At 45.9% G+C, this 13,292-nt stretch carries 9 protein-coding genes; all 9 read left to right on the top strand.

The window, feature by feature from the left end; genetic code table 11:
* Window positions 1-103 precede the first annotated feature (103 nt).
* Genes ABIE26_RS17395 through ABIE26_RS17435 form a run of 9 tightly spaced genes read left to right on the top strand, consistent with a single transcriptional unit; the run spans window position 104 to window position 13,291 of the window.
* Complete coding sequence (locus ABIE26_RS17395) at window positions 104-901, top strand: sugar phosphate isomerase/epimerase family protein (RefSeq protein WP_310144218.1); 798 nt, start codon at window positions 104-106, stop codon at window positions 899-901.
* Window positions 898-2,193, top strand: coding sequence for an MFS transporter (locus tag ABIE26_RS17400; protein ID WP_310144221.1), 1,296 nt, complete (start codon window positions 898-900; stop codon window positions 2,191-2,193). Before ABIE26_RS17395 ends, ABIE26_RS17400 begins: the two co-directional genes overlap by 4 nt.
* 36 nt (window positions 2,194-2,229) lie before the next feature.
* Window positions 2,230-3,045, top strand: a complete 816-nt coding sequence (gene murQ / locus ABIE26_RS17405; RefSeq protein ID WP_310144224.1) for an N-acetylmuramic acid 6-phosphate etherase — start codon at window positions 2,230-2,232, stop codon at window positions 3,043-3,045.
* A 2-nt stretch (window positions 3,046-3,047) separates the two neighbouring features.
* Window positions 3,048-4,340, top strand: coding sequence for a sugar MFS transporter (locus tag ABIE26_RS17410; protein ID WP_310144228.1), 1,293 nt, complete (start codon window positions 3,048-3,050; stop codon window positions 4,338-4,340).
* A 12-nt stretch (window positions 4,341-4,352) separates the two neighbouring features.
* On the top strand, window positions 4,353-5,906 hold the full coding sequence (locus ABIE26_RS17415; RefSeq protein ID WP_310144231.1) for a glycoside hydrolase family 28 protein: 1,554 nt from the start codon (window positions 4,353-4,355) through the stop codon (window positions 5,904-5,906).
* The gene (locus ABIE26_RS17420; RefSeq protein WP_310144233.1) at window positions 5,903-8,410 is read left to right on the top strand and encodes a glycoside hydrolase family 20 zincin-like fold domain-containing protein; all 2,508 of its coding nucleotides are present in this window, start codon (window positions 5,903-5,905) and stop codon (window positions 8,408-8,410) included. The genes ABIE26_RS17415 and ABIE26_RS17420 overlap by 4 nt, the downstream gene beginning before the upstream one ends.
* A complete protein-coding gene (locus ABIE26_RS17425) occupies window positions 8,397-9,650 on the top strand; it encodes a hypothetical protein (protein ID WP_310144236.1) in 1,254 nt (417 codons plus the stop codon). Before ABIE26_RS17420 ends, ABIE26_RS17425 begins: the two co-directional genes overlap by 14 nt.
* A 39-nt stretch (window positions 9,651-9,689) precedes the next feature.
* The gene (locus ABIE26_RS17430; RefSeq protein ID WP_310144238.1) at window positions 9,690-12,521 is read left to right on the top strand and encodes a TonB-dependent receptor; all 2,832 of its coding nucleotides are present in this window, start codon (window positions 9,690-9,692) and stop codon (window positions 12,519-12,521) included.
* 2 nt (window positions 12,522-12,523) lie between these two features.
* A complete protein-coding gene (locus ABIE26_RS17435) occupies window positions 12,524-13,291 on the top strand; it encodes a 6-phosphogluconolactonase (protein ID WP_310144240.1) in 768 nt (255 codons plus the stop codon).
* Window position 13,292: the final 1 nt, after the last annotated feature.

Genomic DNA, 13,292 nt, shown 5'->3' on the forward strand with positions numbered 1-13,292 from the left:
TGATGGCTATTGTTTATTTTTATGTACCAGTATATACCAGTTTATTATTTTTGTAATGACGGACCCGCTCATTATTATTTGATAAATCATTAAAGCGATGCTTATGAGGATACTTTACTTTTGCACAACATGGGGTCAGAAAAAGGGTGGATGGGATGAATTTTTCAGCAGGATTGTTTCGCATGGTTATCAGGGAGTAGAAACCGACCTGCCGATTGAAATAGAAAGGAATGAGTTTATGGAAGGGCTGGATAAATACGGGTTGAAATTTATTGCCCAGCATTGGGAAACAGTAACCTCAGATATTTCCCTGCACTGCGAAGCATATGAAAAAAGACTGCGTGAGCTGGCTGCCTTAAAACCTCTATTTATCAATTCACATACCGGAAGGGACTTTTTTAGTTACGAACAAAACGGCAGTTTGCTGAATGTTGCAAATGTTGTTACCCAGGATACAGGTATTAAGATCGTACATGAAACCCACCGTGGGCGTTTTGCCTATGCTGCACATGCAACCCGGTCTTATCTGGAAAAGTTTCCCGCATTGCAGCTCACCCTCGATGTTTCGCATTGGTGTGTCGTATCTGAAAGTCTGCTGGAGGACCAGCAGGAGGCTATTGATCTGGCTATAGCGCGTACTACACATATCCATGCCCGTGTGGGCCATGCACAAGCACCGCAGGTAGCAGACCCTTCGCTTCCGGAGTATACCGAGGCCCTGGCTTTTCATTTGAATTGCTGGGACAAAGTGGTTGAAAGACATCAAAATAAAGTACTGACCATTACTCCAGAATTTGGCCCTGTGCCTTATATGTTGCCTAACCAGCCGGCCAGCCAGCAATTGGAGAATAACCTATATATCATGAACCTTTTAAAAAAACGATACCAGCCAAACCAATGATGATCAGCGCAACAAAAACCGGAAACTACAGGTGGTTCATTTGCTTTATGCTTTTTGCCGCTACAACTATCAATTACCTGGACAGGCAGATCCTTGGGCTTTTAAAACCCGGACTGGAAAAAACATTCAACTGGACAGAAACCGATTACAGCCATATTGTAATGGCCTTTACAGCTTGTTATGCCCTGGGCCAGCTGCTGTATGGAAAGGTGATCGACAAAATAGGTACAAAGCTGGGTTATACCATATCGGTTACCGTGTGGAGTATTGCAGCCATGCTGCATGCGGCAGTAAGGACAACCTTTGGTTTTGGGGCCATGCGGGCCTTATTGGGGATTGGTGAATCGGGCAATTACCCTGCAGGTGTAAAAACTGTGGCCGAATGGTTCCCTAAAAAGGAGCGTGCCCTGGCGGTAGGTATTTTTGATTCGGGCTCCAACATTGGTGCCTGTGTGGCACCCATCCTGGTACCCTGGATCCTGGCCGTATATGGATGGCAGATGGCCTTCATTGTTACCGGTGCCCTGGGTTTTGTATGGCTGGCCGCCTGGGTGTCCTTTTATGAAATCCCTGTCAAACAAAAGAAACTGAGCCCCGCAGAACTCAATTACATCAACAGTGACGAAGATGAAGTGGGAGAGGACAATGACACCAGCACCGTGACCTGGAAAAAGCTGCTTGGGCTTAAGCAAACCTGGGCATTTATAGCAGGGAAGTTTTTTACTGATCCCATCTGGTATTTTTTCCTGTTCTGGCTGCCTTCCTATTTTGCTACCTATTTTCACCTGGACCTTAAAAAACCAAGCTTGCCGCTGGTTATCGTGTATACCGGTACCATGATCGGTAGTATAGGCGGTGGTTACCTTTCTTCCTGGCTTATCAAAAAAGGCTGGCCGGTTTATAAGGCCCGGAAAGCTGCTTTAATGGTTGCCGCCGTTTGTGTAGTGCCTGTAATGGCCACACGTTATACCACCGACATGTGGTTTGTGATTGCGCTTATCAGCTTATCAGTTGCTGCAAACCAGGCCTGGAGTGCGAATATCTTCACCATCGTTTCCGATATGTTCCCAAAAAAGGCAGTAAGTTCAGTAGTAGGTTTAGGAGGAATGGCCGGTGCAATAGGGGGCGTTTTGTTTCCGATGTTTATTGGCTTTATCCTCGACTTCTATAAAGGGACAGGAAATATAGTGGCCGGGTATAACATCATTTTTCTGGTCTGCGGTTGCTCTTTCCTGGTAGCCTGGCTGGTTATACACCTGTTGGCACCCAAAATGGAAAAGGTGAAACTTTAAATAAGAATGAGAAATTAACAATAGCCTAAATATAAAATGAGTTTTATCAAAACAACCGAAATGCCTTCAGTCTATCGGCACCTGGAAAAGATGCCGACCGAAGAATTGCTGAACCATATCAACGATGAAGATGCCACAGTGGCAACAGTCGTGCGCCGTCTGGTGTCTGCTATTGCTGCGTTGGTTGATGCTGCTGCGGTGCGTATGGAACAGGGAGGCAGGTTATTTTATATCGGTGCCGGAACCAGCGGTAGACTGGGGGTACTGGATGCCAGCGAATGCCCACCTACCTATGGTGTGGCGGATGATGTGGTGATCGGTATTATGGCCGGAGGCGATGAAGCTTTGCGTTTTGGGATAGAAGATGCGGAAGACAGCGAGGAACAAGGCTGGCTGGATCTGGAAAAATATAAAATTAATACTAAAGACATCCTGATCGGTATTGCGGCAAGCGGTACCACACCTTATGTACTTGGTGCTTTAAAAACAGCGCAGCAACGAAAGATTCTTACAGGCTGTATTGTATGCAATGCAGGTTCTCCAATTGCGGAGTATGCCGATTTCCCACTCGAGGCAGTGGTAGGGCCGGAATTTGTAACGGGTAGTACCCGTATGAAGAGCGGTACCGCACAAAAGCTGATTTTAAATATGATCTCTACAGGTGTAATGATTCGGCTCGGTAAAATCTTAGACAACCGAATGGTAAACATGCAGATCAGCAATGAAAAACTGGTAGACAGGGGTGTGAAAATGCTGATGGAGAAAACCGGCATTACAGATTACGAGCAGGCCAAAGCCAGTCTGCTGAAATATGGCAACGTGAAAAACGCAATAGAAAAACTAAAAATATAAATATGGAGGCAGCTGTAAACATAGCCAAACCGGCGTCAAACGGTACTTACATCAAACAGGTCATGACCATTGGTTTTTTCTTTTTCATTTTCGGTTTTGTGACCTGGGTAAACGGAACGCTGATCCCTTACCTGCGCATAGCCTGCGAACTGCAGGAGTGGCAGGCCTACCTGGTTACTTTTGCCTTTTACATTTCCTATACTTTTATGGCCCTGCCCTCCAGTAAGATACTCCAGCTTACTGGTATCATCAAAGGTATGCAGGTGGGGCTGCTCATTATGGCCGCAGGCTGCCTGTTGTTTGTCCCGGCGGCCATGCTGCGTTATTACCCGCTTTTCCTGCTCGGTCTGTTTGTGGTAGGGGCCGGAACAACATTATTGCAAACTGCAGTAAACCCATACATTACCAAACTGGGCGACCCGGCAAGGGCAGCGCAGCGCATCAGCATCATGGGCATCTGCAATAAATTTGCAGGCATTCTTGCCCCGATGATCCTGGGTGCCATTATTCTTAAAAATTCAGATGGCCTGCTGGCCGAACTCGAAAGGCTGGATGTTGTGGCCAGATCAGCGCGCCTTGATGAACTGGCCCGCGACGTGATCATGCCTTATATGGTGCTGACCGTCGTTTTGTGCATCATTGCATTCGGTATCAAATATGCCCACCTGCCAGAAATTACCCCTTCAGCAGAAGAACTTGCCGTAAATGAGCAAACGACACTGGCCAATGCCGGTAAAAACCATAACGCTGCTTTTATGCTGGGCTTTACGGCAATATTTGTAACGGTTGCTGTAGAAGTTATTGCCGGTGATACCATCAGTAACTACGGTATTTATCATGGTGTAAGGCTTGATGTGGCCAAAAGTCTGACTTCCTATACCCTGGCGGCTATGCTTACCGGTTATGTTTTGGGCGCCTTGTTTATTCCAAAACTCATTACCCAGGAAAAGGCATTTTTATATTCTTCCCTGCTGGGAATTGTACTTACCCTGCTGGCTGTATTTGTTCCGGGACAGGCTTCTATCGCATTTATTGCCTTGCTGGGTTTTGCCAATGCCATGCTCTGGCCGGCCATCTGGCCGCTTGCCCTGCGCGGATTGAGCGGCGCATTGCTCAACCGGGGTTCGGCCATATTGATCATGGGTATTGCCGGTGGTGCCATTCTGCCATTGGTGTACAGCTGGCTTGCACACATCTCCAACAACCAGTTGGCCTACCTGCTGCTCGTACCCTGCTATCTTTTTAATGTTTATTACCAAATCTCCAGGACCAAAAAACAAGTATATCATGCTTAAACCAATTTAAATATGCGAAATCTCCTAATTCTTGTACTGACAGGTATGGCAGGCCTTACACATGCTGCAGACGTTGATGTGACCAGCTATGGTGCCAAAGGTGATGGCATCACCGTGAATACCCTGGCCATCCAGAAAGGTATCGATGCATGTGCGGCATCGGGTGGGGGCAGGGTATTTTTTCCGGCAGGTAATTTCATGACCGCAACAGTGGTATTGAAAAGCAATGTAAGCCTTTACCTTTCGGCAGGCTGCACCATTACCGGTGTTAAGGGAGCTTCAAACTATCCTTATCAGCAGGCAGGAATTCCTTTTTATGGAGAAAACTGGGCGAAACAAGCGCTCATTTATGCGAATAAAGCAGAGCATATAGGCATTGAAGGTAAAGGGACTATAGACGGACAGGGCGCCAGTTTTGAGATCAATACCATTAAAAAGCCAGATCGCTATAGGAACAGGCCTTACCTGATATGGTTTGTGGGCTGCAAAAACGTGAATGTGAAACAGGTACACCTGCGGAATTCCGCCTTTTGGATGCAGCATTACCTGGGCTGTGAAGATGTGGTGATCGATGGTATCTCTATATGGAACCACTCCAATAAAAACAACGACATGATTGATATCGATGGCTGTAAAAATGTACGGATCACTAATGTAACCGGCGATTCTGATGATGACGGGCTGACTTTAAAAAGTACCTCTAAGCTCATTTCAGAGAATATTGTGATCAGCAATTGTGTATTCAGCAGCCATTGCAACGGCCTTAAATTCGGCACAGAATCAACCGGTGGTTTCAGGAACGTAACTGTAAGTAATATCGTGATCAAACCTTCGGCACAGCATACAACCATTTATGGTAAGCCAGCCGGTACCAGCGGCATTTCCCTGGAAATGGTAGATGGGGGCATTATGGAAAACATTAGCATCAGTAATGTGGTGATAGCAGGACCACAGGTGCCACTGTTTATCCGTCTGGGTAACCGGGCGAGGAAACATACCGATGGAGCGCCGGAACCGGGTGTGGGTATCGCGCGAAACATCCACATCTCCAATGTTACAGCAACGGGGGCGGATGTGACGGGAAGCTCTGTTATAGGACTGGAAAATGCCATTATAGAAAATGTTTCCCTAAGCAATATTTCCTTGTCCGGTTCGGGCGGGGCAAAAGCCGACGCGATGTTCAGGCAGTTGGAAACACTGGCCGACCATTACCCGGAAGCCACCATGTTTGGAACGCTGCCTGCTTATGGCTTATTTGTGAAACACGTAAAGGGCATCAGGTTAAACAACATCAGCTGCTCCTTTACAGGGGCTGATGAGCGTCCGGCCATTGCACTTGAAAATGTCAGCCATTTTGAGCTTAGGGATCTGCAGCTGCAAAGTGTAACAAATACCAATGCACCGCTTTACCTGAAAAATGCCGCAAATGGTTTTGTTACAGGGAATTCAGTTTCCACTCCGGCAAAACATTTCATCTGGCAAGAAGGTACAGTTGCCGAGGTGGCCGTAAGCAATAACAACCATCCGAAGATCAAATCGGCCAGTAATCAAAACACAAAAAAATGAGGAAGGCAATTTACATATCATTTCTGCTTTCGCTGTTGAGCATTGGTTTGTTTGCAGCAGATGTGCCGGTGATGCCTTACCCTCAGCAGGTGCAGCAGGGAACAGCTTTAGTAAGGCTGGACAACAATGGTTTTCTTAAAGCTGCAGGCATAGATCAGGCCATGCTGAGGCGCCTGGCAGAGGTAACCAGGTACAGCTCCCAATCCACAAAGGGGGCGGTTGTACAGCTAAGTCTGGCGGGAAAGAACAAAACCGTTGATGCCCGGATAAAAACATATTTGGGGCAGTCCGACTGGAAAACGAAGATCGGAAAAGAAGGCTATGTACTCGTATTGAACACTAAAGAACGGTTCCTGGTAGCCAATACCGAAACCGGCCTGTTTTATGGACTGCAGACTTTAAGGCAGTTAACAGATGCCGGCTGGAACAAAGAGCTGGTGATTACCGACTGGCCTTCACTGCCGTACAGGGTGGTGTTTGATGACATCAGTCGCGGTCCCATTTCAAAAGTAGCTTATATTAAACAGCAGATTGAAAGGATGGCTTCACTAAAGGTAAATGGCCTGTCCTTTTACATTGAGCATGTGATCCAGACCGGGGCTTACCCTGATTTTGCACCTGCGGATGGCAAGCTGACCATTGCCGATGTAAAAGAACTGGATGCCTATGCGGCAAAGTACCACATGCAGCTGATCGGTAGCTTTCAGTCGTTCGGGCATTTCAACAACATTCTTTCCCTGCCGCAATACCAGTCGATGGGCGAAACCTCTACCATGATCTCGCCTTTAGATCCCAAAGCAAGGCATTTCCTGGAAAGCGTGATCACTGAGATGTGCGGCGCATTCAGTTCGCCATATTTCAATGTAAACTGCGATGAGACCTTCGACCTCGGCAAGGGTAAATCCAAAAAATATACCGATAGCGTAGGGGTAGCCAGATTTTATGCCGACCACCTGAAATTCCTCTACGACGTAGTGAAAAAGAATGGCAAGAAACTAATGATGTGGGGCGATATTGCCCTGCAGCACGAGGAAATACTGGACATGCTGCCCAAAGACATTGTTTACATGACCTGGGAGTATGGCGATCCGCAATCCTATGGCAAATGGATAGACCCTTTTGTAAAACGTAACCTGAGTTTTATGGTTTGTCCGGGTATCTTAAACACGAACAGGCTCTTCCCCGATCTGGCGATTGCCAAAGCCAATATCAATGGCTTTATCAATGAAGGGTATAAAAAAGGAACCCTTGGCGCTTATACCACGATATGGGACGAAGGGGGCGACCAGCTGTTTTCGGAAGACTGGTACGGTGTTTACATGGCTGCAGAGAAAAGCTGGAATGTAAAGGCAGTTTTTGATGAAGGCTTTGACCAACGCTACGAACAAACTGCCTATGGCACCGATAATGGTGCCTATGTAAAAGCAATTGGCAAACTGATGGAACTGAGGGACCTGCCCCTGACTTATAACATGACCCACGAAATCTGGTGGCAGCATATTTTACCGCAAAACGGAGAAACCCTGATACTGAACAATAAAGACGTGCCGGAAGGGCTGCGGCTGGCTAGTGAAGCTGAACAGTTGCTGCAATCGACAAAACCGGTAAGGAACCTGTCGGACCTTGCCACGCTGAAATACATCGTAGCTCGTTATAAACTGCTTTTTGAAACAAGAACACAAATAGCTGCACTGGCAAACTGGTATGCACAGCAGGAAGGCAAAAAGATTTCATCCTTAAACCAGCAGCTCAATAAGCTTCAATCCCTTAAAAACCGGTACCTGCTGATGGAGGAAGATTTCAGAAATAAATGGAACCAGGAAAACCAACCCTATACGCTGGATTATGCCCTGAAACCCTATCGTACACGTATAGCTGCTTTAAGCGCACTGGAAGAAAAGCTGAAAAGCCTGTCTACAAACACTCCGCTGCCAAGAGCTGCAGACTTAGGGTTAAACGTAGTTGAAAGTGATCATTTTTATTTCAATTTCTGGCTGCTTACCGGGCCTTTTAAAAGCGACAAATTTCCTGTGTTCAGCTATTCTGAAGATCCTCAGGCCAACCATCCGCCTAAGCCAGGTGATTTTGCACAGTACCAGGGCCAGCAGTTCCGCTGGATGAAGTACAATACCGATAATGGCGGCATCGTCAACAAATTCAAAAAACCGGGTGCAGAAACTTATGTTTATGCTTTCTGTACCATCACTACTGAAGAAGCCCGGCAAATGCCAGCCCTTATAGGGAACAACAGTGCTGTAGAACTTTTCTGCAACGACAAAAAGGTTACCGCATCCGAAAGGGAAACTGAGCAGCACCAGGCCCTACCAAAAGAAACAACCTACAACCTGTCTTTAAAGGCAGGTACCAATTATATACTGCTGAAAGTAAAAGGCGATGCTGCCGGTGCAGCATTTACTTTCAGGTTAGGCACCACAGAACCTGTAACCAACCATAAACACAAATATACCATCAATGCTAACCAGAACAGTCATGAAGCAGATTAAGATCCTGGCCGGTTTAATCCTGGTCGCCCTTGTTAGCGTCTCTCCACCTGTCTTTTCCCAGGTTAAAAAGGAAGAAATTGTACAGGCAATTGACCAGACAGCCAATTGTATTGTCAACGTTATCCTGGATGAACATGGAAAATCGCGCTGCGATTACAACCTGACTGAAGGCAAATGGTACCCTTACGAAGTGCCCTGGCATACCGGACAGGCCATCAATGCCCTGCTGGCAGGCTACAAGATCAGGGGCAACCAAAACTGGCTGGCCGCTGCAAAAAGGGCGGGTGATTACTGGACAGGACTGCAGATCAAGGACCACCCCAAACTGAAAGGTATTCTGGGTGCTACACATGGCGATTTTATTGGAGATGATGTCATCGTTTTTGCTACCATATCGGATGGTACGCCAGGTATTTATGAACTGAGCAGGGTGACCAAAGACAAAAAATATGCAAAAACAGCTACTGAAGCTGCTGCATGGATGCTGAAAAATATGTACAATGCAGAAAAGGGTGTATGTTATGACAATGTAGACCTTAAAACCGGTGAAGTACAAAAAGAGTACAGTCCCTTCTGGAAAGATAAAAAAGTAGGGGAGCAGACCTTGTTTGACGTTTCGCGCCCCAATACTGAAGGCTCCCTGTTTAAAGATGCCTATGAGTTTTCGGGCAATGCTGCCTTTAAGGATGCCTTTATCAATTTATGCAACAGCCTGCTGAAACTGCAGGACGAAAACGGGATCTGGTCTGATTTTATGCCAAACTTTAAAGATGTCCATTCTTTTCATCCCCGTTTTAACCTCTGGTATGCCGAGTCGCTGATAGAAGCCTATAAGCTTACGAAAGATAAAAAGTACCTGGAAGCTGCAGCCAAAACGGCACGTACACATGCCAAAGCCCAGCAAAAGGATGGTACCATGTATTACGATAACTATACCGATGGTAAAGCGCCGGATAAGGGTTCGGTAACCGGATCTGAAGTGGCCTTGTCGGGCATCGTATGGATGGAACTTTCTAAATACGGCTATAAGGAATTTGACGGCAATATAGAAAAATCGGCCTACTGGCTGGTGCACAACCGTTTTGCTGAAGACCATCCTGATAAAAACCTGAGGGGCCAGGTGATAGAAACCCGAACGCGGTCCAAAGGCAAGGTATGGCTGGTTAACCGCGATATCGGGACCAGCTTTGCTCTTCGTTTTTTAAGCGACTATTACAAATTTAAATCATTCCAGAACTAACCATATATCAACCAAAGCCAAACTCAAAAAGAACTTGTTATGAAAAAAACTATTTTTAAGTATCTCATGTGGATATTTGCGGCTGTCATCTCAACCGCGGCCGCCGGCATTCCCGCATATGCACAAACCGCGGGCAACATCAGGGGTAAAGTGATTGATGAACAGGGGGGTGCCCTGCCGGGTGCCTCTGTTAAAATTAAAGGCACCAATAAAGGTGTCTCTACCAGCACTACGGGTGATTTTCAATTGAATGATCTTAAACCGGGCAATTATACGGTCACAGTATTTTATATGGGTTTTAGTCCGCTTGAAAGCAACGTAGAGCTCAAGGCAGGACAAACACTGGTACACAACATTCGTTTGGTAAGCAGTAGTGTGGCCCTGAAAGGCGTAACCGTTTCAGGTGTAATGGAAGGCCAGCAAAAGGCACTCAACCAGCAAAGAAATGCCGATAACATCAAGCAGGTGATCTCGGCCGACCTGATGGGCCGCTTTCCAGACCTGAATGTGGCCGAATCGCTGCAAAGGCTGCCGGGCGTAACCATTGGCCGCGAGCAGGGGGAAGGTTCTACTGTTCAGCTGCGTGGTACACCGGGCGGTTATACCAATATCAATATCAATGGAGAGCAGATCATGGGTACCCAGGAACAGGGACAGCGTAATGCACAACTGGATTTGGTTCCGGCCAACGTATTGGCTTCTATGGAGGTCATTAAAACTTTAACCCCTGATCTGGATGGGGATGCGATTGCCGGGGTCATCAACCTGAAAACACCAACCGCCATTAGTTTAAAACCGCAATTATCGGTAGATCTGGGCGGCGGTTACAACAAACTGCGCGACAAATCTAATGGCATTGGAAATATCAGCTTTGGTCGTCGTTATGGCGCAACTGATGACCTGCCAAATGGCAGGCTGGGTATTACTGTTTCCGGTAGCTATTATAAGACTATCAATGGTTATGATGAGATCAACGCACAAGCCTGGCAGAAAAAAGATTTTACCGGTAATAAGGACAGTATTTATTTTCCAACAGATATCCGGTTGGTTTACCTGGAAAATGAACGTACCCGTATGGGGGCCACCACAACGATAGATTACAATTTTAGTCCGACCACTTCCATTGTGGCTAATCTGACTTTCAATAGCCTGGATAATGATGCAACGCGCTACCGTAAACGCACGCGGATGCAAACTGCCAACACCACGCTGAACAATGGGGTATATACCACTAGCCGGGGTAGGGGGTACAACGAATTGTTAGACAGGCAAATGGCTAACAGCAGTGTTAATGTAAGTCTGGAAGGGGAAACCCTGTTGGGAAAAGCAAAACTGGACGGCGGACTTTTCTATACAAAATCCCAGTTTAATCAACAGGCTTATGCGTACAACTACATAACCGGTAATGTCCCTATGACAATTTCTGAGATCTCTGGCGATTATATCCAGGCTACCGGTGCTACTGATCCCAAGAACAATGCTGCACTATACACCTATAACACCATTGAAGCGAACAACTTCAACACCGAGGGAACCAACTTTGTTGCACGATTAAACCTGACGCTTCCTTATAAGCTTGGAGAAAATGATGCATATTTTAAAATGGGGGCTAAAATGAAACGCATGCACAATCAGCGTTTCAGACCTGTTAACAGTACCTTTGTTGCCAACTATGCCGGTACTGCAGCGGCAGGAAACCTGAACAATTTTAAAGGTGATGAAGAGGTGTCTGCTGATTTTCTGGACGGTCATATTCCTTTTGGCCTCGGGGTAAGTAGACAGGGTACTATCGATTTTTACCGCAATAATCCTAAACTGTTTAATACCAGTACCAATCTTACTCAGGTATCTATCGACTCTTATTTTTATGATGCTACAGAAGATATTGTAGCAGGTTATCTAATGAACAGGATCCAGTTCAATAAATTTATGTTACTGGGTGGTTTACGTGTAGAAAGGACTGTTGTGGATTATGATGCCAAAATAGTAAACCAGGATATTAACGGTATCCTTACTTCTTCGGTACCGGTGAATTCAAAATACAATTACACAAAATTTTTGCCAAACCTGCAGGGAAAATATGATTTGACAAAGAACACCGTAATGCGTGGCGCGGTATCTTTTGGTTATTCCAGACCTAATTTTAATGACCTTATGCCAAGCCGGGTAGTGAGTATACTTGCTGAGACAGTAACCGATGGAAACCCGGATCTGAAACCTGCATCTGCAACAAATTACGATTTATCCATTGAGCAGTATCTAAGCAATCTGGGTATACTTTCTATCGGTGGTTTTTATAAAAGTATCAATAAGTTTCAATACAATAGTATGGTAAAATTAAACGGTACTGAATTTCCGGATGCCTCGGCTTACAAGGGCTACCAATATTTTAAAAGTTATAATGGAGACAATGCAGAAGTATATGGAGTTGAATTAAATGCACAAACCAATTTGACGTTCTTACCAGGTATATTAAAAGGCATTTCCCTCTATGCAAATTATACTTATACCCACTCAAAAGCTGATGCACAGCTGAGAAAAGATCTGAGATTGCCTGGACAGGCCGATCATACCGCCAACGGATCTGTTTCCTATACCTTGAAGGGCTTTACCTTGCAAGGCAATCTGAACTATAATGGCGCCTATACTTCTACACTGGGAGCAAATGATGAAACTGATGTGATCAGGGCCGCACGCTACCAGCTGGATGTAAATGCCTCTTACCGCATTACAAAAGGGCTGACCATTTATGCTGAGGGTGTAAACCTGACCAATAAACCACAGGTAGAATATTTTGGCAACCGCTCCCGCATTTTTACCAATACATTTTATGATTTCTCGGCACGTGCCGGATTAAAGTACCGCTATTAAACATGATGATTCAGGAATTTTTAAAAGACCAGTTAAAAGTTAAAATCTATTCAACAAGGAGGGAAATGGGGAACAGCGCTGCCGTAATGGCAGCGCATTGCCTCAGGGAATTACTGCAGCACAAAGATGAAGTCAATATCATTTTTGCTGCTGCCGCTTCTCAGCTGGAATTCCTAGAGGCTATTGCTTTGGAAGAAGGTATTGCATGGAACCGTGTAAATGCGTTTCATATGGATGAGTATACTGGGTTACCGGTAAGCCATCCACAGCGCTTCGGAAATTTCCTTAATGAAAAAATCTTTTCAAAGCTGCCGCTGAAAGAGGTATACTACCTGAATGAAACGGGTGATGATACCGAAGCCGAAAGCCGGCGCTATGCAGCCCTGCTGGAGCAAATGCCACCCGATGTTACGTTTATGGGGATCGGAGAAAATACGCATCTGGCATTCAATGACCCTCATGTGGCCGATTTTAACGATCCGGTGCTTGTCAAGATTATCGACCTTGATGAGCCCTGCAAGCTGCAGCAGGTACACGATGGATGTTTTTCAACCGTTGCTGAGGTACCCTCATGGGCGTACACCCTAACCATTCCGGCCTTATTACAATCTAAACACATTTTTTGTATGGTGCCGGGCAAAAATAAAGCCCAGGCAATAAAGTATACACTTACTGAAAATATCAGCGCCAGATACCCCTCTACTTCCCTGAGGAACCACGCTGATGCAACTTTATTTTTAGACCAGGATAGTGCTTCACTTGTCCTTTAAA

The organism is Pedobacter africanus (assembly GCF_040548825.1).
Lineage (GTDB): Bacteria > Bacteroidota > Bacteroidia > Sphingobacteriales > Sphingobacteriaceae > Pedobacter > Pedobacter africanus_A.